Genomic DNA, 20,429 nt, shown 5'->3' with positions numbered 1-20,429 from the left:
CCTGCAACCGGCTGACCACGCCGTTCCAACTCGCCGACTCGGCGAACGCGCCATGGATGAGAACAATGGTGGGCTTCACGATTCGCTCCTTCGAAACTGAATGCGGTGCGGTGCTGGGAACTACGATCAGCTCCCGGGCCACCCGCCCGAATCAGTCATTCGCCTGCGGCCGGAACGAGATTCGGAACGCGGTTCGCCCGCTGTCCGGGCTTTCCCGGGTCTTCCCCGGCGGGGCGGCACGGCGCGGTGACCGACATTCGGCCTTGCCCCGTTAAGTCATTCGACAGATACGCGACTCGGGCGGAGCGGCGTCCGTACAGACGAATGGCGGCCGGCAAAGTTCACGCCGGTGATTCTGTCGTTTCCGGCTCGGATCGCATCCGTCGCAAGTCCTAAACTCCGCGGCCATGAACCTGTTCCGGAGGAAAGCGCGGCCGAAAGCGCGGCCGGAGGCCGAGACCATTCCCGAGTTCTGGCAGTGGTGGGCCACCGCGCGCGACGAGGTGGCGGAAGCGGTCAGCGCCGGCACCGTCGGCGAGCTCGGCGAGGAGATCGGGCGCAGGCTGCTGGCGATCCATCCCGACCTGGAGTGGGAGGTACGACGGAGCAGCACCTCCGCGCACGCGCTGGCCGTCACACCCCGCTGGCCGGAGGGTGCCCGTCCGGTCGCCGAGCGGTGGCTGGCCGCCGCTCCGCCGGCCGACGAGACCTGGTCCTACCGATCCGTCCGGGTCATTGCTGATCCGTTGGCGCTGGAATCCGCCCGGCATATCGACGGGCATGTGCTGGATCTGACCGATGCCCGGTTCGGCGTCACGGTGAGCCAGGAGCGTCGCAAGATCGATGTGGTCTGCCATCATCCCGCGTTCACGGGCCTCTCCGACGATCTCCGGGTGAACTTCGCCCACCACGCGGTCGAGTGGGCCGTCGGCGAGGATGACGCGGTGATCTGGATCGACGAGGTCGCGTGGAGCATTGTCGAGCCCGCCGGCCCACGTACTGCGGCCGAGCTCCGGGAAGCCGTCAACGCGCTGGCCGAAAGCCTCGACTACTGGGAGGTGCGGTCCGGTGCGTGGGACGGCTTACCCGCCCAGGTCACCAGCGCGGCTCCGGTACGCCCGGAGCGCTGGCCCCGGTTCGACATGCACGTGCGGATCCAACTGCCGTATCAGAGCTACGACGAGGGCAGGCTCCCGATCGACGAGTCACTCGACGCGCTGCGCTGGTTCTCCGACGAGCTGACCGCCGCGGCCGGTGCCGACGGCGCGCTGATCGCGTACCAGACCTACGACCGCGTACGGACGCTGCACTTCTACGTCGACTCGCAGACCGGCGCGCGGGCCGAGATCGAGTCCCGCCTGACGCGGTGGCGCGATGGCACCGCCACGACGGACGTGCACCTCGACCCGCTGTTCGCTCAGATCTCGTACGTCTGGGAGTCCGAGGCCTGAGGCGGATGACGGCCCCTGACGGGGGGCAGGGACCATCATCCAAGCTGTTCGACGCGATCCCCACCGCCGAGTTCACTGTGGATTCAGTGGCGCGCAGTGAGTGCCACCTTCAGCGTGGCGTCTCTTCCGACGCCGCTGATCGCGCGACGGCCACCACGTCGCCCAGGACGGCATGCAGGTGTTCGATCTCCTCAACCGGCATGCCGAGGCGGTCCTGGACGGCCGAGGGGATGGACTCAACGCGTGACCGCAACACGTAGCCCTCCGCGGTGACCGTCACGGTGACGCCACGCTGATCGGCCGGGTCGCGGTCGCGGCGTACGAATCCGAGAGCCTCGAGCCGCTGGAGCAGCGGCGACAAGGTGCCGGAGTCGTGCTGCAGCAGGCGACCCAGGCGTCGTACGGACATCGGGCCGTGCTGCCACAGCGCCAGCATGACCAGGTATTGCGCGTGGGTGAGACCCACCGCCGTCAGCAACGGCCGGTAGACCGCCACGACGGCGCGGCTTGCCAGGGACAGCGCGTAGCCGACCTGCTTCTCCAATGCCAGCGGGTTGGCTCCGGAGCTCATGCGTTCTCCTCATCCTCGTCCAGCTGAGATATGCAATATGTTGCGGCAGAGGGCACCGCGCCACGATGGCCCAGTGACAGGAAGTGTTGGAGAAAACCTAACCCCGAAGCGCCCAGAAGCGGATGTGAGAAAGATGTGGCGCGTTCGCGTGAACAATCGCCGACATCGCCCTGGCGGTGGGCTCAGACCGTCGGGACGGTGCCACCGTCGATGACGTACTCGGCACCCACGATGGCCGAAGCCCGGTCGGATACCAGGAAGGCTACGAGATCGGCGATCTCTTCCGTGTTCGCGAACCGGCCGAGAGGCACGCCGCCGAGGGAGTCCATCACGCTCTTCTTGGCTTCATCCCGGGTGATGTTGTTGCCCTCGGCGATCCGGTCGACGAATCGCTCGTACGCCTCGGTCTCGATCCCGCCGGGACTGATCGCGTTGACTCGCACACCACGCGGCCCGAGCTAGTTCGCGAGACCCTTGCTGTAGGTGCGAAGAGCCGCCTTCGCAGCCGCGTACGCGAGGGACGCGTCATAGAGCGGTAGCTCACGCTGGATCGACGTGAAGTGGAGCACGACGCCTGATCCGGATTTGATCATCCCCGGCAGGAGAGCGCGGTCGAGTCGAACCGCGCCGAGGAAGTTCAGGTTCATCTCGATCAGCCACTGCTCATCGGTGATCACCGCGAAGCCGCCGGCGGGCGTCGAGGCGCCTCCCACGACGTGAACGAGGATGTCCACACCGCCGGCCTCGGTCAGCCTCGCAGCGACAGCGGCCGAACCCTCGATCGTGGACGTATCGGCCGCGATGAAGCGGTCGGGGAACTCGTACCCCTCGGGCATCGAGCGTGCCGTCACATAGACGTCCGCACCCAGTTCCCGGAGTCGTTCGGCCACCGCCTTGCCCGAGCCCTTCGACCCGCCTGTGACCAGTGCTCGGCGACCGTCCAGCCGGTCGCGCACATACGCCCTGATACCGCAGAGTCGAAAGGGAAACAATGAGTGTTGTCAACCTGCCCAAGGCTGTCGAGAACTTCGTCGCGGCTAACAACGCGCACGACAGCGAAGCGCTGTTCGCGGTCTTTGCCGACGGTGCCACCATCCGTGACGACGGAAAGACCTACGTCGCCGAAGCCGATATCCGTGGCTGGTTCCAGAGCCACCTGATCGCGCCGAAGGTCGTGATCACGCCGACGTCTTTCGACGGCGACAGGCTCGTGGCCTCCTCGGACGGTGACTTCCCTGGCGGACCTCTGAACTTCGCGTTCACCTTCGCGACAAAGGACGACCTCGTCACCGACCTCACCATCGCCGCGGCCTGACCGACAGCCGGCCGGGGTAGCTCCGCTGCCCCGGCCAAAAAGGCAGGAGCAGACCCAAGACCTTCAAACTCGGGCCGAACGCGAGGAATGCGGAGCGAAGCTCATGAAACTGTACGAGAACGGGTCCTGGAGGTCGTGCGGTCCATTCCGGGCGGACGAGTGATGACCTACGGTGACATCGCACGGACGACCGGCACCGGAGCCCGCATGGTCGGGCGAATCCTGCACAACGGTGGGCACGACATCCCCTGGTGGCGGGTCGTCAACGCTGAAGGGCGACCTTATAAAGACGCAGCTCTCGCCGCCCGCGCCAAGTTCGTCGAAGAAGCCACCCCGATGCTGGACCACAGCAACGACGTCCGGGTCGACCTTGCTCAAGCATCCGTCCGCAGGCTGCAGACGCTGCCGTAAGCACACCTCCTACGGCAGATCGCCCTCGTACAGGTGGATGTACTGCTCCCGGAGCTCGTCGGCGTCCGGCCGCCCGGCGAGGGCAAGGGTGTCGTGGCCGAGACCGAGTGACGCCGGAAGCACGCGGATGTGTAACGGGATGCCCGCGGCTTCGCTGATCCGACCCGGAACGGCAGTCGCCGCGACCGTGTCGACGACGTCATCCAGCGAGCTGATCGCCACGGCGATCGAGCGCAGGCCGGACCGCCGGGGCGACGGCAGGTCACGCGCGATGGCCAGGTACCGGCTGACCGTGGCGAGCGAATACCCGCGCGAGGTGACACGGTCGGGAAGCAGGCCACGCCCGTACAGAAGAACGAGTAGGCGCACCACTGAAGCGGGAGCCTGCCGCCGGGCCGGGGCGAAGAACGGCGAGAGCAACAGCAGACGGCGTACGGCATCGCCACGCTGCTGGGCCAGCCAGGTGGCCAGGATCGCCCCGGCCGAGATGCCGACGACACCGGGCTCGTCGCCGAGCCCGGTCACCACGTCCAGCGCCTCGGCCGCGTACGCGATGAGTTCTTCCGCCGTGATCCGGCGGTGAGCGTGCGGGTCGGTCGTGCCGTGGCCCGGCCCTCGCGGGATCCACACGTTGTAGCCGCGCTCGTAGAAGTCGCGGGCCAGGTCATCCATCTGTTCGGGCCCACGGGTGTACCCATGCAACAGCAGCACCGCCCGTGAGGTCCGCGCTCCGTGGCTGAGCAGCCGGCTGCGTGACTGCGGTCGAATTCCGGCTTCGGGTGTCTCGGTTTCGATGACCGCCCGCGCCGCTCGCGTGGCCGCCGCGAAGGCCTGGGTTTCGTCGAGGATTCTCATCGAACGCGAACCGGCCGCCCAGGGTGAGCAGCCGGACGCCGTCGTCTCGATCAGGTCCAATCGTCGTTCTTCTGCAACATGATTATCCGGTGGGCCTCCAAGGCCTCCCCCATCGCCGCGAGCCGCTCCGGCGTCCATTCCGGCGGCGCGGCGCCGGCCGGGTCGGGATCGTCGCCGTAATCGAGGAAGAACTGCTCGGCCCCGGCCGGCGTGTAGAAGACCATCAACGTGCCCATCTCCGAGCCGATGTTCTTGAACCCGTGACGGGTACCTCGGGGGATGTACACGAAGTCGCCCGCACCGGCGTCGAAGGTCGTGGATCCGTTGATGAAACGGAAGTCGCCGGAGGCGATGTAGAAGGCCTCGTCCTCATTCCCGTGCGCGTGCGCGTTGTTGCCGAACCCGGGCGTCACGTCGATTCCCAGGAGGGCGAGCCGGCCATCGGTCTGCTCGCTGGTCACCTTGACCTTGACGCGCTCGTTCCCGCCGTTGACGAACTTCAGCGGCCCCTCGTCCTTGCGCACCACGAAACCTCTCGCGGCCGTCCAGATCGGGTCGTCCTTGTCCGGCACAGGCACCTGCTGGGCCATGCCACTCACCACCTTGGTTGTTGTCGACGCGCATTGCACTCGGCCGGCCCGGCAACGGTCAGTCGCCCGTCGCCCCGCGGCTCTGCTGATGCAGACGCCGCTGGGACCACAAGGTTCAGGACCGCCGCGTCGCCCGATCAGGCGGCCGGGGCAAGGGCCGATTCCCGTACGTCGCGCAGCGCGCCGGCCCAGCTCTCGAGCTGGTCGAACATCACCTGGGCCGCACCGGCGTGCATCTCAGCCGGCGCGAAATCGGAGAAGTTTTCGAAGTCGGTGTACAGGGAGAAGCTCAACTGCTGCTGCACGTGCGCCATCTGCAGCTCGCTCAGCACCCCGCGCAGGTGCTCGATGGCCCGGGCCCCGCCCACCGCGCCGTAGCTGACCAGCCCGGCAGCCTTGTTCGTCCACTCCTGGTAGAGGAAGTCGATCGCGTTCTTGAGGACCCCGGAGGTGGAGTGGTTGTACTCCGGGGTGACGAACACGAAGCCGTCGTACTCGGCGACCTTCCCGGCCCACGCCTTGGTGTGGTCCTTGGAGTAGAGGTCGGGCCCGACCTTCGCCCCGACCGGCTCGTCCAGGTGCGGTAGCGGGTAGTCGGCGAGGTCGAGCAGCTCGTACCGGGCGGCGGTGCGCCCGGCGCTCTGGGCGAGCACCCAGTCGGCGACGACGGCGCCTTTGCGGCCGGGGCGAGTGCTGCCGAGGACCACGGCAATCTTCAGGGCGGACATGACCTGCTCCTTCGTTTGCATGAATTTTCATGCATTAACGTAGCAGGCAGATACGTGAATCTTCATGTGACGCTAGACTCGACGCGATGACGACCGATGAGCCGATCTGGCTGACCCCGGACGAGATGCGCGCGTGGCGCGCGCTGCATGCGGCCGTCGTCGTGCTCCCCGCGGCGCTGGATGTCCAGTTGCAGCGCGATGCCGGGTTCAGCCACCTGGAGTACCTCGCCCTGGCCGGCCTCTACGAGCACCCCGACCACACGCTTCGGCTCAGCGACCTCGCGGCCCTCATCGGCATCGAGTTGTCGCGCGTCTCGCACATGGTCGCCCGTCTGGAGAAGCGCGGCCTGGTGCTGCGCCGCCCTGACCCCGACGACGCCCGCTGCACCAACGCCGTGCTGACCGAGCAGGGCCAGCACCAGGTCACCTCGGCCGCGCCGGGCCACGTGGCGACCGTACGCAAGCTCGTCTTCGACGGCCTCGACGCCACCGCCCTCCACGAGCTCCAGAAAGCGGCCGACCGCATCGTCGCCGCGCTCAGCATGACGGACCTGCCGCTGGCGCCGACGATCCGCAAGTCACTGCGCCCCACGGAGTGACACTCATCCGTCAAATGACCTAGGTACGGCATGACGCCGGCGGCTCTTCTCCGGATTCAGGGCCGCCGCGGCGCGAGCCGGCCCGGGCCGCGCGGGTCCCGCCGGTGGCCCGCAGCACGCCGCATCGACTGACGAATGACTGATTCCCACCGCGTCGTCAGGGAGCAGCCTGGAGTCAGCCGGGACACCGATCCGCCAGGAGAGGGTTCCGGCCCGACAACTCCATCGACCCGCTCCGGGTAACACCGGCGCGGCACCGAAAGGGCGTGCCTGATGAGCACCACCGGTTCAGAGATCAAGAACATCGTCCTGGTCCACGGCGCGTTCGCCGACGGCTCCGGCTGGCGCGGCGTGTGGGAAAGGCTGACCGCACGCGGCTTCCGGGTCTCGATCGTGCAGAACCCGCTCACCTCCCTGGAAGCCGACGTCGCCGCGACCACCCGCATCCTCGACCAGCAGGACGGCCCGGCCATCCTGGTCGGACACTCCTGGGGCGGCACCGTCATCACCGAAGCCGGCACCCACCCTCGCGTCGCCGGGCTGGTGTACGTCTCCGCCCTCGCCCCCGACGCCGGCGAGACCACCGCCCAGCAGTACGAAGGCTTCGCCGCCACCCCCGACTTCGTCATCGACGTGGCCGAGGACGGTTACGGGTTCATCAACCGCGACAAGTTCCAGGCCGGGTTCGCCGCCGACGCCAGCACCGCCGACGCCGCGTTCCTGCGCGACTCCCAGGTACCGATCAACATGTCCGTCTTCGGCACCGCGGTCAAGAACGCCGCCTGGCACGACAAGCCCACCTGGGCCGTCATCGCCACCGAGGACAAGGCCTTCGACCAGGCCATGCTGCAGCACATGGCCAAGCGCATCGGCGCCGACATCACCAACGTGCCCGGTAGCCACGCCCTGTTCATGACCCAGGCCGACACCGTCGCCGACGTCATCGCCACAGCCGCGCAGAAGGCCGCCTGACCCCGCTGATCCCACGCGGGCCGGCTCACCTCAGGTGTGCCGGCCCGCGGGCGACGCGGTCGCCGAGCGCGCTCGGTGACATCGGGTCGGCGTACCCTTGCCCGATGGGCGTGCGCGACTCGGATGCGGGCAGGAACTCCCCCACGGTGGGCATCCCCGGCTCCGACCTGGGCTGGCATCTCGGCGTCATCCTGCGCAGCTGGCACGAGCGGGTCGAGCAGGCCGTCCAGGGGATGCCGCACGGGACCCGCGGGTATCAGATCCTCTCCGTCGTCGGGCACAACGACCCGCCCACCCAGAGCGGGCTCGCCAAGCACCTTCAGATCGACAAGACCGTCATGCCCTATGTCATCGACGCGCTTGAGGGGGCGGGCCTGGTGGAGCGGAGGACCGACCCGGCCGATCGTCGCGTCCGGCGCATCGCGATCACCGCGAGCGGCGCGACGAAGCTGACGGAGCTGGAGGCCAAGGTCCGGGCGGCCGAGGACGCGGTGTTCGGCAACGTTCCTGCTCCGCTGCGCCGGGTGTTCGTCGACAACGCCGCGCAGCTCGCCACCTCCCTCCACAACGATCAACCCGCTCTCGATCCCTGCCTGGCCGTGATGGACGCGCTGGCCGACCCCGCGCTGGACTCCGCACCGCGTTAGCAGCCGCTCCGCACGCCGGACACGCGCCGCGAGCGCCTCGGCGGTGAGGACAATCCCCGAAGATTGGCCCTCCCGGCTCCAGCACCCGCCCGTCCCTCCACGAGACGAGCCCCCGGCAACGCGTCGCGCAGGTGCTCGCTGGAGGTCTCCTCCTGAACCTGCCGCGAGCACGCGGTATCCGGCGGCCCGCGACACCTTCTGGCCGCACTGGCACCAGTTCATGAAGGTCGTCGGTAAGCAGCGCGGCTTCCTGCCACCCACCCGCGACCGTTACGACCAGGACAGCGGAGCACAGGGCGGGCTACTGATCGGCTCACCCGACGAGATCATCGAGCGCATCCTGCTCATGCATGAGCACTGGGGTCAGGTGCGCTCCTACATTCACATCGACACCGGCGCCGTACCGCAACGAGAGGTCCTCAAGACGATCGAGCTGTACGGAACCGTCGTGCGCCCGGCCGTTCAGGCCGAGCTCGGCACCGCGACCGTCGATGAGCTCATGGGACGCACGACGCCGGCGGCCGCCTGAACAGGCCCGCCGACTCCGGCAGATCACTGGCCGCGTCGCCGAACTCCCGCCAGACTGGCGGGCGCGGCCAGCTTTCACGAAGGAATTCCATGGGTACGAACGCACTGCTGACTCGGACGGTCACTCTCACCGTCGGGCCCACCGACCGGCTGCTGGAGATCGGTTGCGGCAGCGGCGCCACTGCCGCCCGGGTCGCCGAACGCCTCACCACCGGTCACCTGCTTGCCATCGACCGAGCGGCCGGCGCGGTACGGCTGGCTCGACAGCGCAACGCCGCTCACATCCGGGCCGGCCGCGCCGAGGTCCGGCAACTCGACATCACAGCGGCGGACCTCGCAGACGGCTCCTTCGACACGGTGTTCGCGGTCAATGTAAGTCTGTTCTGGATGGGTACGCCGCCCGGGCTGCTCGACCGGATCGGCCGGCTGCTCGTGCCTGGTGGTGTCTTCCACATCTTCGCCGAACGTCCGACCCGGGTGGCGGTGGAAGCGATCACCACCAGAACGGCGAGCACCCTCCGCGAAGCGCGTTTCTCGCACGTCACCACGGCTCTGACCGGCGCCCGCACAACCGTGACAGGCAGGCGCCCGCGCTCGTGGACTCCCGCGTGAGAGATCCGTGCCGCGAAGCGGCGGGCTCAGGCCTCGTTGAGGGCGTCCCTCAGCCCGGCACGTGACGAGACGCCCAGTTTGGGGAAGACGCGGTAAAGATGGGCACCCACCGTGCGGTGGGACAGATGGAGGCGCTCCGCGATCTGTTTGTTGGTCAGGCCGGCGGCGGCCAGGCCGGCGATCTCGAGTTCCTGGGCGGTGAGGGCGGGCGGCGGTTGCTCGGTGACAGCAGACCGGTCACCGGTGGCGCGCAGTTCACCAATGGTGCGGGCCAGCCACGGTTCGGCCCCCATCGCGGCGAAACCGGTACGGGCGGCGAGCAGATGGGTACGGGCGCGGTCGAGTTCTTTGCCCCGGCGCAACTTCTCAGCGAACGCCAGCCGTATGCGTGAGGACTCGAACAGCCACCGTTCGGAGGCGCTGTCGGTCAGCGTCTGCTCGAGCCGGTCGCCGGCCTCGTCGCCGAGCACGAGCGCGTCGACGCCGTGCTGAACCAACCGCATCCGGGTGGACAAGGCAGCCACGTCCGCCGCGCGCATGGCCTCGGCGTGAGCCCGGGCCTCGGCCGTACGGCCGGTACGCAGGGCGGCTTCGACCAGATCCGCCATCACCCACGTGGCAATCGGCACATACGGCGCCAGCACCCCGGCCGGGCTGATGGCCGTCGCGTACCGGTAGGCGGCCTCGAAGTCGCCCTCGGCCATGGCGGCCAGCGTGCGGGGAAGGTTCGCGATGGACAGCCAACTCGCGACGCCGCGCGGTGTCGCCCAGCGGGTGATCTCGTCGGCCAGATCGTACGCCTCGCTGAACCGGCCCCGGCCGGCCGCGATGACGGCCTGGTTGAGCAGGAAGTACCACCGCAGAAAGGGAAGCCCACTGGCGGCGGCGACCCGCTCGCCTTCACCGGCTAGTTCTTCGACCTCGTCCCAGCGTCCGGTGAGGTAGTCGTCCTCGCACAGGTGCATCAGCCCGCTCAGCTGCCATTGGGGCGCGCCGCCTTCGCGTCCCTGACGCACGAGCCGCCAGGAATGCTCCCGGATCTCGCCCAGCCGGTTGAGCTGCGCCGCGGCGGTGCCCGTCCGCACGATCCGCGTCAGGTCTTTTTCGTCGGGCAGGGCGGCGATCAGCGCCTCGAGGTCGGGTTGGGCCGCGGCTCCGGTGCGTACCGGGTCGGGGAAGGTCCGGCTCATGACCGACAGGATGTCGGGCGGCGCCGGGGTGAGCCGGGCCAGGTTCCGGTGGAAGACGGCCCAGTGGTCCGCGCTGCCGGCGAACCAGGACAACAGCAGCAGGGTGTGCATGGCCTCGTCGAGGGCCGGGTTGTCGGCGTGCCAGCCGTGTGCGCCCACCTCGATGGCGCCGGCGAGCAGTCGGTGGGCGGTGGGCACGTCGCCGTCACCGTTGATCATCAGCAGCGCGGCCGCGTTGGCGGCGAGCAGCGCTCCGGCCGGGTCCTGGCTCATCCCCCGCGCATCGGCCAGCAACGTGGTGGCGTCGCCGGCCACGCCGGCTTCCACTCCGGTGTAAGCGGCCTGCGCCAGCCGCCGCGCGGTGTCCTCGGGCGTGCCGCTCATCTCGGCGGCACGTACGAGCGCGGCGACGGCGGCCAGGGCGTCGCCGCGGCGCAACACCACGTGCGCGGCCTCTTCGAGCTGCAGGGCGACGGCCTCGTCGGGGCCGGCGGTGGCCGCCACGAGGTGCCAGGCGCGGCGTTCCGGATCGCCCGGCAGCGCGGCGGCGATGGCCTGATGGGCCAGCCGCCGCTCCTCGTGGGTGGACATCGCGACGATCGCCGACTGGATCAGCGGGTGGCGGAAGACGATGCGCCCGTCGGCGTCGTCGACGCGTACGAGCTGGGCTCGTTCGGCCGGGGCCAGGTGGGCCAGATCGGTCATGCCACGCAGGGTGCGCAGGTCACCGCTTCCTTCGAACGTGGCGAGCAGCAGCATCAGGCGGGTGGGCTCGGCCAGATCGGCGAGGCGGGTGGCGAATATCGCCTGCAGCCGATCGCTGAGCGGCACCACGTCGGTCGGCTGGGCGGAGTCGGTGAGGCTGTCCGGCAGTTCCACCAACGCCAGTGGGTTGCCCTGGGCGAGCTCGAGCAGGCGCTGCCGCCTGCGCCCGATCATGGCGGGGAAGCGTGCGTCCACGAGCCGGGCGGCGGCCTCGTCGCTCAGGGGTTCGACAGTGACCTCGGCCAGACCGTGGCGGTCGAGGAAACTCTCCGTGCCGGTGCGGGAGGCGGCGATGACGCCGACGGGCGTTCCCGGTACGCGCCGAGCGACGAAGCCGAGAACGACGGCACTGGGCCGGTCGATCCACTGGACGTCGTCGACGACGAGCAGGGTGGGCTTCGTCCTGGCGGCGGTGGTGAGCAACAGCAGAGTGGCATTGCACACGAGCAGGGCGGCGGGCGCCGGGCCGGGGCCGAAACCGAGGGCGACGATGAGGGCGTCGCGCAGTGCCGGCGGCAGTCGCTGCACGTCCGTGAACAACGGCAGCAGCAGCTGGTTGAGCAGTGAGTAGCTGACATCCGCCTCGAACTCGGCGCCGTTCGCGCGCAACACCCGCACACCTTCGGCGACGGCCAGATCCGCCGCCGCGTCCAGCAGGGCTGATTTACCGACGCCGGGCTCGCCGCGGACCATGCGGACACCACCGTCGCGGCGTATCGACTCCAGGAAAAGGCGCAGATGCGCCAGTTCCTCCTCGCGTCCGAACAGCTCCTTCGCGACGCTTGTCCCCATGCGATGTATTGCACGCTGCGTGCAAACCGGTGTCAAGGCGGGGGCCGGACCACCTCAACCGCAGGTTCTGGGATCAGCTCCCGGATGGCGACGGCTCCTTCACCAGCAGGGCGGTCATCGCGTCGTTCTCCGCGGTCTGCTCATTGATCACATGTTTGGCCATGCCGCGGATGTACGTGTTACCGCCGCCGGCATCGAGCAACGACCGGGACATCGTGATGGCGCCCCGATGGTGTTCGATCATCAGCCGCAGGAAGACGTCCGGCGCTGTCTGAACACCGGCCCGGTCCAACTCGCCCAGCTGGGCGGCGGTCAGCATGCCGTGGTCCGCCTCGGCCTCCATCGGGCCCGCTTCCAATGGGCCGGTCGCCGGCCGGCCCCAGGCGATCAGCCACTCGTTCGTCACGTCGATCTCGCGTTGCTGGTCGCGCTCGATGAACTCGGCGATCAGGCGGATCCGTTCCGGAACAGCGCCCTTGTCGATCAGCGTGCGGCTCATCCCGACCGCCTGCTCGTGATGCGCCACCATCATCCGCGCGTAGTGCTCGTCGACGGCGGTGGGCGCCGCCGCCTCCGTCCGCACCACCGGTTCGGCGGTACCGGTGTCACGCAGCAGGAAGACGGTCAGGCCGGTGGCCGCGAGGCTGAGCACCGCGGCGAGACGGCGAATCATCGAAGACTCCCTCCGGAGAGAGCGGCCGGCCCGGCCCTTCGACCGGGCCGGCCGCGGTTCAGCCGCCGGCGCCCGAGGGCACGGGCTGTGCGCTCGAGGGCACGGGCTCGGACGGTTCATCCGAAGGCTCCGGCTGCGGGTTGCCGTTCTCGCCCGCCCGCTCGTCCGGGGTCAGCTGATTCATCGCGGTGAAGTCCCGCGGCACCAGGTCGAAGCCCTGCCAGTGCATCGGCATCGGGCTCTGGTCCTCATCACGCGGCACGTGGTGGAAGCCCACCCGGACCCACATGACCGGGTCGGTCATCTTCTCCTTGTCCTTGACGAAGTCGAGGACGGTCCGGTTGTCCACCGGGCACTCCGGGTCGGAGGCGTTGCCGCTCGCGTACTTGTCGCACGGGTTCTTCTGGCTGAAGGTGACGTCCGGTTTGGTCTCCGGGTGACCCTCGTAACGGTCGTCGCCACCGGTGACCAGTTCGTACGACCGCGGGTGCCCGTCGGTGTTCTTGCTGGACTGGCTGGTCACCCGCCACCACCGCTGGTTCACCTTGGAGAACGTGCCCTCCTTGGCGATCGCGGTCCGCGTGGTCTTCAGCTTGGCGGTCATCTCGCCGCGGCCGTCGAGCGTGGTGTCGTACTGGTCGACCCGCTCGCCGCCCTTGCCGTCGAGGTTGAAGTCCACCCGCCAGAACGCGTTGTGGTAATGCATCGTCGCCTTGTAGTCCGCGCCCTTGCCGATCGGCCAGCCCCGGGCGGCGTCCGCCTCCGTCTCCGGCGCCAGGTCACCGGTCGCGCCGAGACGGGCCGAGATCTGTCCGTCGTCGTGCAGCCGGAACTCGGTCACGTACTCGTACCAGGAAAGCTTGCTGATGGTGCGCAGCACCAGATCGTGCCCCTGCTTGGAGGAGAGGACGCTGGTCTCCCCGTTCTCGTCCCAGTTCTGCTCACGCCCCCGATAGGCCAGGCCGGAGGGCTCGGCGCTGACACAGAGCACCTTGCGCAGCTGCGGATCCCCCGACCCGTCCGAGCCGACCCGGGCCGAACCGCCCTGGCAGTCATCGCCGTCGAGCGTCTCCAGGAAGTAGCCGCCCATGCCCAGATCGGTCAGGTCGTCGAACTCCATGTCGCCGGTGTCGTACGGCACGTGCAACTGGGCGAGCCGGATCGAGTCGAGGACCTGCACCGGCTGCGGGTTCAGTTTGGTGGAGACGAAGACCTTCTCCAGCATCAGTCCGGCCTTGTCGTGGATCCGCCAGCAGAGTTGCCAGGTGGTGCCGTTCGGCAGCTTCTCCTTGACCGTCGAGGCGGCACTGCAGGGCAGCGCCGGCGCGGCCTGAGCGCCGGCCGGCACGGCAGCGCCCAGCAGGGCCACGGTCAGCAGCGCGGTCGCGCCCACCAATTTTCGGTACGACATGCTGGCCCTCACTTGAGGCGGGCGACCGTGCGCCCGGAGAGGTCGACGACGAATTCGCTGACGCTGAGGAACTCCCCGTCCTCGGTCTGCACGATGAGCTGCACACAACGGCTCTTGCCGCACTGGCTCGCGCCCTGGTCGGCGGGCTTCGCCGTGTAGATGTGCGCGGTCGGCACCAGCCCGTCCATCCCGGCCAGAGACTGGCCGAGCGGGTCGGCGACCAGCAGCTCCAGCGCGGTCTTCGTCTCCTGTTCGGACGCCGGCGGCTGCATCCCGGTGGCGGCGAAGGACTTGGCGAGCTTGCCCGTCTTCAGGTCGACGACCTGCTTGACGAGCTTCTCCGTCTTGTAGTCGTAGAAGTACAGCTCGGCCTGCCGGCCACCGGCCTCCGGGTCCACTTCGGCCGACAGGTACTCCGGCCCGGCCTTCCCGGTCACGTCCTCGGCCTCTGCGGCCAGCTGCGGGGTGAGCGCCACGGCCCGGGCCGTCGCAACCTCACCGCTGGTCAGCGCATCACTCCCCCGGCCGGTGGCGGCCTCGGGAAGCGGGCTGGGGTCGGTGACGCGCGGCTGCTCGGCCGCCACCGTCGGGGTCGGCGCCGTCGGCGCGGCGTTCGCCTGCCATGCGGCGACCCCGAACGCGGTCACCGCCGAGGTCGTCGCGATGCCGAGCCCCCAGGCCCATTGTCTGAATCGAGTCACTCTTCTGTTCCCTCCCGTCGCGGTCCGCAGGGAACCCTCACGGACGGGAAGTGATATTCACGTTAAGAGAACGGCGACAATCGTCGAAGCAACAATCGTAATACTCAGGAATTACCTGGTCATCGAAAGATTCGCATACGAGCAGGCCAGAGTATTTAATTTATTGGCCATCGTACTTATCTCCCCCATTCGTGCCACCGAATCCTTGGGGAACCTTCAGCGGGTGGAACGCCTCAGTCGAGGACTATCTCGGCCAGCGGACTGCCGGCCAGCCAGCTCTCCAGACTCCCCGCCCAGGCCAAACCGGGGACGATCTCGCCGAGGACGCGTGCTCGTTCGGCCTGCCGAGCCTCGGTGCTCACCGTCATGCGATCCATCCTGTGACCTGAAGCGGGCTTCAGGTCAAGCCGGCCAGGCCCACGCGCGACGCCGGGTCACTCGGAGGCACAGTGAGGGGCACAACCGTGCCTCGTTCAACGATGATCATTTAAGCTCCCCGCTCATGAGTGATCGATTCCTGGTCCGGGTGAAACCGGACGCCGCCTATCCCGAGGTCGCCGCGGTCCGGGCGGCCCTGCGTGCCGGTGACTGGCAGGCCTGCCGAGCCGTGCTGGACCAGGCCTCGCCGGGTGACCGGACCACGATCATTCGCTGCGTCGACAGCACCAGGCGAGCCGGCGCTCTCCTGACCGGCGTGGTCGCCGACGACCCGGACGACAGCACGGCGGCCGCGACGCTCGGCTATCTCATGATCGCGGGCGCCTGGCGGATCCGTACCGGTGCCCGCGCCCGACACGTCGGCCGGCGCCGGTTCGCGCGCTTCCACGCCAGGCTTTTCGAGGCCGAGAAATTGCTTCGTGCTGCCCTTGACCGGCACCCTGCCGATCCGGCGCTGTGGTCGGCTTCGCTGCTCACCGCCCGCGGCCTGGAGATGGGCCTCCCCGAGGCCCGGTCACGGTACGCCCGGATCGCCGAGATCGAACCGCACCACTACGTCGCGCAGAGTCAGATGGTGCAGCAGCTGAGCCCGAAGTGGGGCGGGTCGTGGGCTGCGGTGCACGCGTTCGCCCGGGAGGCGATGCTGGCCGCCCCCGAGGGCACGCACACCGCGACGCTGGTGGTCGAGGCCCATCTCGAGGGATGGCTGGAGAACAGCGACCACTACTTCCGGCGGCCCGAGGTACGCGCTGCCATCACCGCGGCCGCCGAACGGTCGGTCCTGCACCCGGAGTTCCGGCGTGACATCGGCTGGGTCCGAGCGGTGAACACATTCGCGCTCGCATTCGACCTGATGCGCGACCGTGAATCGGCGGCGGCGATGTTCCGGGCCGCCGGTCCGTACTGCTCGGAGTATCCGTGGATCTATCGCGACAGCGCGGTGGCCGCGTTCCGCCAGGCCCGGGCGCAGGCGCTGGGCTGGTCCGGCCCGGCAGTCGTGGACCGGCTGCTCGCGGTGACCAGCCCGGCGAACCGGCGCGGGATTTTCGGCCTGCTTGGCATGGCCTGGCGCTGACGCCCAGCCGGCTTTCCTACCGTGGCGTCAACCGGAAGATACGCAGCTTCCGGTGCGGCGCGCGGGTGCGGTACCCCTCGTATCCCGGCCACTGCCGCACGAACGCGTCCCAGAGCCGCTGCCGCTCGTCGCCCTCGGCCTCGCGGGCCAGGACCGGAACCTCACGGCCGTCGACCGTCACGGTGGCCGCAGGGTCCGCGCGCAGATTCCAGGACCACGCTGGATCGGTGTCTCCGCCCCAGTTCGAGGCGATCACGACGAAGGTCTGACCGTCACCGACGTACTGCAACGGGTTGCTGCGCGGCAGGCCGCTGCGCCGGCCGGTCGTGGTGAGGATCAGCCCAGGCGCCATACCCAGCGCGACGACCCGGCCCCGGGTGACCTTTCCCAGCCACCTGTCGAGCGTCACTGTCCGGCGTGCCAGCGGGGTGAAACCCGGCCACGCGCCGACCGCTCGCCACATTCGTCTCCACACGGGCCAGCCCACCTCCGGTCTCGGTGCGGCGCCACCAGACGCCCGCACGGCCGTCACCATAGATGAGCGAAGGCGCGGCCGGCGCGGGCGGTGGCGGCGGTCAGCTGGTCACTTCGTGACGTCGGCGGTGGATGTGCTGCCCCGGAGGTTGTCGAGCACCTCGGCGGGCACCGGCTTGCCGAGCATCTGGCAGATGTTCACGGTGTCGGCGCCGAAGACGATGGCCTGGTAGTACCTCTGCATCCCCGGGTTCTCGGTGAGGTCGGCGGGTTCGCCGGTGGCGTCGGTGATCGCCGTACGCCTGCCGTTCTCGGTCGCGGCAGCGGTGCTGTGGTGGCCCATCGTGTCGCCGCCGTGGCCCCACACCGTGCCGCAGGGCGAGTCGGTCCGGATCAGGCCCAGCCCGTAACCGCCCTGCACCGGGACGTCGGCCGGGAGCGGAACGGTGGTCTTCATCTGCTTGAGCTGCGCCGCGGAGAACAGCTTGCCTTGCAGGACCGCGGAGAAGAACCGGGCAAGGTCATCGGCGGTAGTGATCATCGCACCGGCGGCGCCGCCCCAGGCGCCGATCGGCCAGCTGGAGGTGTCGGTGTACTGCGGGGTGCCACTGGCGTACTTGATCGCGTAGCCGCGGGCGTAGCCGGGGCCGGTGTTCGTCGCCCGGGGGTCGGCGAAATAGGTGTGCTTCAGACCGAGCGGGCCGGTGATGCGCTCCTTCACCAGAGTCGGCAGGCTCTTGCCGGTCTGCTTGCTCAGGATCATCCCGAGCAGCGTGTAGTTGGTGTTCGAGTACTGCCAGCCCTTGCCCGGCGCGAAGTACGGCTCGTGCGCGAACGCGATGGCGATCAGCTCCGCGTCGGTGTGGACGTGCTGCGGGTCCCTCTCCATGTCGACGAAGAAGTCCGGGTCGCCGGTGTAACTGAACAGGCCGCTGGTGTGGTTGAGCAGCATCCGTACCGTGATGTTCCTACCATTCGGAACGAGGCCCGGCAGGTACTTCTCGACCGGCGCGTCCAGCGCGATCTTGCCGCGGTCGACCTGCTGCAGGATGAGTACGGCGGTGAAGGTCTTGGTGTTGCTACCGGCCTCGAACTGGTCCCGGACGGTGATCGGCCGGCCGGTCCTCCGGTCGGCGACACCCGCGGCGAGGGTGTGCACGCGGCGCCCGTCGTCGATGCGGGCGAGGTACCCGGGCGGCCCTGCGTCGAGGACATGCCGGGCGACCTCACGCTGCAGGCGGTCGTCCACCCCGGTCCCGCCCGAGCCGGCCTGCTGCGCCCGGCCGGCGGCGGCCGCGGCCACTCCGGTGCCGGTCAGCGCGACAGCCGTCGCGAGCACGACCGCTGTCCCTCGTACGATGGTGCGGTTTTTTGCCTCGTTGGTCATGATTCGATATTGGCGAGGATCATTGCCTGGATCACTCCCGGCACCTGGCCGGTTGACCGGCCCGTAAACCCCACCAAGGTGGTAGCGCCTGCACTACCGCCGCACATCGTGCCATTGAGAGATGTCGATTTCTTTGCCACGATGGCGCCATGACCACGGCGCGACGTCTGCTCTCGGCCCTGTCCGTGACGGTGCTGGCGGTGGTCAGCGCCTTCCCCGCGGCATCGGCGGCCGCCGCACCGCCGGGCGACGACCCGGACACGCCGTGGCGGGCGCGGCACTGGCCGCAGACCCAGCCGTGGCAGCTCGACGAGGCGACCACGCTGGCGCAACCGGGCGGTGGACCACAGCCGATCGATCCGCAGCGCTACGAGCTCCCCGACACGATGACCTGGTCGGACTACCGGCCCGTGCCGGGCACGAACTGGGCGGATCCGGCGGTACCCGGCTCGGAGCGCAACTTCCGCGGCGCGCTCGTGCTTGTCGACTACCCGAACCAGCCGTTCGCGGTGACACAACCCGCGAACTCCACCATCTACGGCAACCCCTCGGGCGTACAGAATCTGGCTCGGTCTGAGGTTCCGGCGTTCTACCGGGACTTCCTCAACTCCCCCGGTGCGCTCAACCGCGGCCACACCATCCACGAGTACTGGATGGAGGACTCGAACGGGCGGTTCGGCATCGAGCTGAGCGCGTTCGGGGTGTACCAGATGCCGGCCAAGAGCCACGAGTACGGCATCGAGAACTCCATGCAGCGCGGTTTGGGCTGCCCGGCCGGCGACCGGTGCGGCCGGGATCTGCGCGCCGACGCCCGCGCCGCGTGGATCGCCGCGGCCGGCGAGCAGGAGGCGTCCTCGTACGACTTCGTCTTCTTCCTCTCCGCCGGCCAGGACGAGTCGGCGACCTGGCAGGAGTTCGGGCAGATGAAGTTCACGACCAAGGAAGATGTCACCGACGCGTTCGGCCCGCCCGACGAGGCGCTGCCGAACTGGAACGCGACACGCTACGTCGACTGGACGTCGTGGCAGGCCTCGTCGAATATCTGGCCCAACGCCACCCAGGGCAGCTCGCTGCAGGCGGAGAGCTCGGGGATGTCGACGTACGCCCACGAGTTCAGCCACATTCTCGGCATCGGCGACAACTACAACAATCCGTACGGCGTCCCGGCTCGCCGCGATTACAGCGGGCCCTGGGAGATGCTGAGCCGGGGCACGTTCAACGGGCCCGGCGGACCGCACAGCCGATGGTTGATCCCGGCCACCGCGGGCGCCTCGATGGGCGCGCAGCACATGCTGCGCAACAAGATGAAGCTGGGCATCGTCGACGACGACGCGGTGCTGAAACTGTCCCGCGACGCGCTCGCCGAGTCCGGCGTCGTGGTGACGCGGGTGACGGCACGCGCGATCGACCCCGCGGGCCGCCGGCTCGCCGGGATCAACGTGACCCTGGACGGCGGCGACCGCGGCGCGGCCTGCGACACCGCGACCGATCCGTACTGCGACGGCGGCGGATACGACAACTACACACTGGAGGTCGTCGACCGGATCGGCTTCGACTCGTTCACCCCGGACTCCGGTGTGCTGCTGGCCAAGACGAAGGATGAGGACGCCGCGCCGTTCATCTGGACCGTCGACGCCAACCCGCAGGACATCGACAAGATCGACTTCGTTCTGCCGGACGGGACACCGCAGAAGATGACCATCGGCGACTACCGGCAGCTCTCCGACGCACTGCTGCACGCCGGGACCGGCTCGGGCAGCCTCTTCGAGTACGCGGACACCGCCAACCGGCTGCACTTCTACGTCCTGGACCGTAAGCGCGACCGGGACGACGTGCTGTCGTACGAGGTCGCGGTGCGCTCGCTCGACGGCGCCGGCCCGTCCGCCCGTGGTGTGCGGGCCACGCCGGCGGTCGCGCGGGTCGACCGTTCCGGCTGGGCGAAGTGCGAGGTCCCGATCCGCAACACCGGCCGGGCCGCCGACGTGTTCCGGATCGCGGCGCCGGGCGCGGTGCTGCCGCGCGAAGTCGTCGCGGTGGCCGGTGGTCGCAGCTCGTCGGTGGAGGTGCACGTCAAGGGCACCGGGCGTATCCCGGTCACGGTCACCTCGGAGAGCAACCCGGCCGCGACCGTGACCACCTCCTGCACGGCACGGCGGTGAAGCGGCGGCGCTCGCGCCGCCGTGATTTTTGAAGGGTGACCACGCACGCAGCCCGTTCTCCCCGGGAGGGCCCCAGGGTGACCAG

Annotated in this window: 21 protein-coding genes and 1 pseudogene; 10 read left to right on the top strand and 12 right to left on the bottom strand. The window is 69.1% G+C overall.

What is annotated here, in order from left to right; genetic code table 11:
• Positions 1-407 precede the first annotated feature (407 nt).
• Entirely contained in the window at positions 408-1,451 is a 1,044-nt protein-coding gene (locus B0I29_RS46255) for a hypothetical protein (RefSeq protein ID WP_181558316.1), read from the top strand.
• 109 nt (positions 1,452-1,560) lie between these two features.
• On the opposite strand, the gene B0I29_RS46250 is transcribed toward B0I29_RS46255, so the two are convergent.
• Together B0I29_RS46250 and B0I29_RS47340 are read right to left on the bottom strand one after the other, a co-directional pair.
• Positions 1,561-2,022 carry a MarR family winged helix-turn-helix transcriptional regulator gene (locus B0I29_RS46250; RefSeq protein ID WP_181558314.1) on the bottom strand — a complete coding sequence of 154 codons (462 nt, stop codon included), beginning with the start codon at positions 2,020-2,022 and terminating at the stop codon, positions 1,561-1,563.
• A gap of 182 nt (positions 2,023-2,204) precedes the next feature.
• Positions 2,205-2,978, bottom strand: a pseudogene (locus tag B0I29_RS47340) (SDR family oxidoreductase).
• Positions 2,979-3,013: 35 nt separating this feature from the next.
• Here B0I29_RS47340 and B0I29_RS44290 point away from each other — a divergent pair.
• Both B0I29_RS44290 and B0I29_RS44285 read left to right on the top strand, forming a co-directional pair.
• Positions 3,014-3,337, top strand: a complete 324-nt coding sequence (locus tag B0I29_RS44290; protein ID WP_111655180.1) for a nuclear transport factor 2 family protein — start codon at positions 3,014-3,016, stop codon at positions 3,335-3,337.
• A gap of 87 nt (positions 3,338-3,424) precedes the next feature.
• The gene (locus B0I29_RS44285) at positions 3,425-3,748 is read left to right on the top strand and encodes an MGMT family protein (protein WP_111655179.1); all 324 of its coding nucleotides are present in this window, start codon (positions 3,425-3,427) and stop codon (positions 3,746-3,748) included.
• 9 nt (positions 3,749-3,757) lie between these two features.
• Here the strand turns inward: B0I29_RS44285 and B0I29_RS44280 are convergent, their stop codons facing one another.
• The 3 genes from B0I29_RS44280 to B0I29_RS44270 form a co-directional block, all read right to left on the bottom strand.
• On the bottom strand, positions 3,758-4,603 hold the full coding sequence (locus tag B0I29_RS44280; RefSeq protein ID WP_181558313.1) for an alpha/beta fold hydrolase: 846 nt from the start codon (positions 4,601-4,603) through the stop codon (positions 3,758-3,760).
• Between the two features lie 50 nt (positions 4,604-4,653).
• Complete coding sequence (locus B0I29_RS44275; protein ID WP_111655177.1) at positions 4,654-5,193, bottom strand: cupin domain-containing protein; 540 nt, start codon at positions 5,191-5,193, stop codon at positions 4,654-4,656.
• A 137-nt stretch (positions 5,194-5,330) separates the two neighbouring features.
• Entirely contained in the window at positions 5,331-5,921 is a 591-nt protein-coding gene (locus tag B0I29_RS44270; RefSeq protein WP_111655189.1) for an NADPH-dependent FMN reductase, read from the bottom strand.
• A gap of 86 nt (positions 5,922-6,007) precedes the next feature.
• Between B0I29_RS44270 and B0I29_RS44265 the strand changes: the two genes are divergently transcribed.
• The 5 genes from B0I29_RS44265 to B0I29_RS44245 all read left to right on the top strand — a co-directional run bounded on the left by B0I29_RS44265 (position 6,008) and on the right by B0I29_RS44245 (position 9,279).
• Positions 6,008-6,520, top strand: a complete 513-nt coding sequence (locus B0I29_RS44265; protein WP_111655176.1) for a MarR family winged helix-turn-helix transcriptional regulator — start codon at positions 6,008-6,010, stop codon at positions 6,518-6,520.
• Positions 6,521-6,793: 273 nt separating this feature from the next.
• Positions 6,794-7,492 (top strand): alpha/beta fold hydrolase, encoded by a 699-nt coding sequence (locus B0I29_RS44260; RefSeq protein ID WP_111655175.1) that lies wholly within the window; start codon positions 6,794-6,796, stop codon positions 7,490-7,492.
• Positions 7,493-7,596: 104 nt separating this feature from the next.
• The gene (locus tag B0I29_RS44255) at positions 7,597-8,139 is read left to right on the top strand and encodes a MarR family winged helix-turn-helix transcriptional regulator (RefSeq protein ID WP_111655174.1); all 543 of its coding nucleotides are present in this window, start codon (positions 7,597-7,599) and stop codon (positions 8,137-8,139) included.
• Positions 8,140-8,359: 220 nt separating this feature from the next.
• Entirely contained in the window at positions 8,360-8,668 is a 309-nt protein-coding gene (locus tag B0I29_RS44250; RefSeq protein WP_111655173.1) for a hypothetical protein, read from the top strand.
• An 89-nt stretch (positions 8,669-8,757) separates the two neighbouring features.
• Entirely contained in the window at positions 8,758-9,279 is a 522-nt protein-coding gene (locus B0I29_RS44245) for a class I SAM-dependent methyltransferase (protein WP_111655172.1), read from the top strand.
• A gap of 26 nt (positions 9,280-9,305) precedes the next feature.
• On the opposite strand, the gene B0I29_RS44240 is transcribed toward B0I29_RS44245, so the two are convergent.
• From B0I29_RS44240 to B0I29_RS47680, 5 genes are all read right to left on the bottom strand, one after another.
• Positions 9,306-12,026 (bottom strand): AAA family ATPase, encoded by a 2,721-nt coding sequence (locus B0I29_RS44240; RefSeq protein WP_111655171.1) that lies wholly within the window; start codon positions 12,024-12,026, stop codon positions 9,306-9,308.
• Positions 12,027-12,099: 73 nt separating this feature from the next.
• Positions 12,100-12,699, bottom strand: a complete 600-nt coding sequence (locus tag B0I29_RS44235; RefSeq protein WP_181558311.1) for a DUF305 domain-containing protein — start codon at positions 12,697-12,699, stop codon at positions 12,100-12,102.
• A 58-nt stretch (positions 12,700-12,757) separates the two neighbouring features.
• The gene (locus B0I29_RS44230) at positions 12,758-14,110 is read right to left on the bottom strand and encodes a copper amine oxidase (protein WP_181558309.1); all 1,353 of its coding nucleotides are present in this window, start codon (positions 14,108-14,110) and stop codon (positions 12,758-12,760) included.
• A gap of 8 nt (positions 14,111-14,118) precedes the next feature.
• Positions 14,119-14,811, bottom strand: a complete 693-nt coding sequence (locus tag B0I29_RS44225; protein WP_111655169.1) for a hypothetical protein — start codon at positions 14,809-14,811, stop codon at positions 14,119-14,121.
• A 233-nt stretch (positions 14,812-15,044) separates the two neighbouring features.
• The gene (locus B0I29_RS47680; RefSeq protein ID WP_260329856.1) at positions 15,045-15,179 is read right to left on the bottom strand and encodes a hypothetical protein; all 135 of its coding nucleotides are present in this window, start codon (positions 15,177-15,179) and stop codon (positions 15,045-15,047) included.
• A 134-nt stretch (positions 15,180-15,313) separates the two neighbouring features.
• On the opposite strand from B0I29_RS47680, the gene B0I29_RS44215 reads away from it, so the two are divergent.
• On the top strand, positions 15,314-16,324 hold the full coding sequence (locus B0I29_RS44215) for a hypothetical protein (RefSeq protein WP_111655168.1): 1,011 nt from the start codon (positions 15,314-15,316) through the stop codon (positions 16,322-16,324).
• 16 nt (positions 16,325-16,340) lie between these two features.
• Here B0I29_RS44215 and B0I29_RS44210 read toward each other — a convergent pair whose 3' ends face one another.
• A complete protein-coding gene (locus tag B0I29_RS44210; protein WP_245973219.1) occupies positions 16,341-16,799 on the bottom strand; it encodes a nitroreductase/quinone reductase family protein in 459 nt (152 codons plus the stop codon).
• A gap of 108 nt (positions 16,800-16,907) precedes the next feature.
• On the bottom strand, positions 16,908-18,185 hold the full coding sequence (locus B0I29_RS44205; RefSeq protein ID WP_111655166.1) for a serine hydrolase domain-containing protein: 1,278 nt from the start codon (positions 18,183-18,185) through the stop codon (positions 16,908-16,910).
• A 149-nt stretch (positions 18,186-18,334) separates the two neighbouring features.
• Between B0I29_RS44205 and B0I29_RS44200 the strand changes: the two genes are divergently transcribed.
• On the top strand, positions 18,335-20,344 hold the full coding sequence (locus B0I29_RS44200) for a M6 family metalloprotease domain-containing protein (protein WP_111655165.1): 2,010 nt from the start codon (positions 18,335-18,337) through the stop codon (positions 20,342-20,344).
• The last annotated feature ends 85 nt before the right edge of the window (positions 20,345-20,429 follow it).

Origin of the sequence: Actinoplanes lutulentus, assembly GCF_003259845.1 — a bacterium.
Taxonomy (GTDB): domain Bacteria; phylum Actinomycetota; class Actinomycetes; order Mycobacteriales; family Micromonosporaceae; genus Actinoplanes; species Actinoplanes lutulentus.
Note: the sequence above shows the minus strand (reverse complement) of the source record. Positions and strands in the feature narration are given on the sequence as shown.

Excerpts from the sequence above, each read along its gene's own strand:
- B0I29_RS46255 (WP_181558316.1), top strand. The coding sequence starts at position 408 with ATGAACCTGTTCCGGAGGAAAGCGCGGCCGAAAGCGCGGCCGGAGGCC.
- B0I29_RS46250 (WP_181558314.1), bottom strand. The coding sequence starts at position 2,022 with ATGAGCTCCGGAGCCAACCCGCTGGCATTGGAGAAGCAGGTCGGCTAC.
- B0I29_RS44290 (WP_111655180.1), top strand. The coding sequence starts at position 3,014 with ATGAGTGTTGTCAACCTGCCCAAGGCTGTCGAGAACTTCGTCGCGGCT.
- B0I29_RS44285 (WP_111655179.1), top strand. The coding sequence starts at position 3,425 with ATGCGGAGCGAAGCTCATGAAACTGTACGAGAACGGGTCCTGGAGGTC.
- B0I29_RS44280 (WP_181558313.1), bottom strand. The coding sequence starts at position 4,603 with ATGAGAATCCTCGACGAAACCCAGGCCTTCGCGGCGGCCACGCGAGCG.
- B0I29_RS44275 (WP_111655177.1), bottom strand. The coding sequence starts at position 5,193 with ATGGCCCAGCAGGTGCCTGTGCCGGACAAGGACGACCCGATCTGGACG.
- B0I29_RS44270 (WP_111655189.1), bottom strand. The coding sequence starts at position 5,921 with ATGTCCGCCCTGAAGATTGCCGTGGTCCTCGGCAGCACTCGCCCCGGC.
- B0I29_RS44265 (WP_111655176.1), top strand. The coding sequence starts at position 6,008 with ATGACGACCGATGAGCCGATCTGGCTGACCCCGGACGAGATGCGCGCG.
- B0I29_RS44260 (WP_111655175.1), top strand. The coding sequence starts at position 6,794 with ATGAGCACCACCGGTTCAGAGATCAAGAACATCGTCCTGGTCCACGGC.
- B0I29_RS44255 (WP_111655174.1), top strand. The coding sequence starts at position 7,597 with ATGGGCGTGCGCGACTCGGATGCGGGCAGGAACTCCCCCACGGTGGGC.
- B0I29_RS44250 (WP_111655173.1), top strand. The coding sequence starts at position 8,360 with ATGAAGGTCGTCGGTAAGCAGCGCGGCTTCCTGCCACCCACCCGCGAC.
- B0I29_RS44245 (WP_111655172.1), top strand. The coding sequence starts at position 8,758 with ATGGGTACGAACGCACTGCTGACTCGGACGGTCACTCTCACCGTCGGG.
- B0I29_RS44240 (WP_111655171.1), bottom strand. The coding sequence starts at position 12,026 with ATGGGGACAAGCGTCGCGAAGGAGCTGTTCGGACGCGAGGAGGAACTG.
- B0I29_RS44235 (WP_181558311.1), bottom strand. The coding sequence starts at position 12,699 with ATGATTCGCCGTCTCGCCGCGGTGCTCAGCCTCGCGGCCACCGGCCTG.
- B0I29_RS44230 (WP_181558309.1), bottom strand. The coding sequence starts at position 14,110 with ATGTCGTACCGAAAATTGGTGGGCGCGACCGCGCTGCTGACCGTGGCC.
- B0I29_RS47680 (WP_260329856.1), bottom strand. The coding sequence starts at position 15,179 with ATGACGGTGAGCACCGAGGCTCGGCAGGCCGAACGAGCACGCGTCCTC.
- B0I29_RS44215 (WP_111655168.1), top strand. The coding sequence starts at position 15,314 with ATGAGTGATCGATTCCTGGTCCGGGTGAAACCGGACGCCGCCTATCCC.
- B0I29_RS44205 (WP_111655166.1), bottom strand. The coding sequence starts at position 18,185 with ATGACCAACGAGGCAAAAAACCGCACCATCGTACGAGGGACAGCGGTC.
- B0I29_RS44200 (WP_111655165.1), top strand. The coding sequence starts at position 18,335 with ATGACCACGGCGCGACGTCTGCTCTCGGCCCTGTCCGTGACGGTGCTG.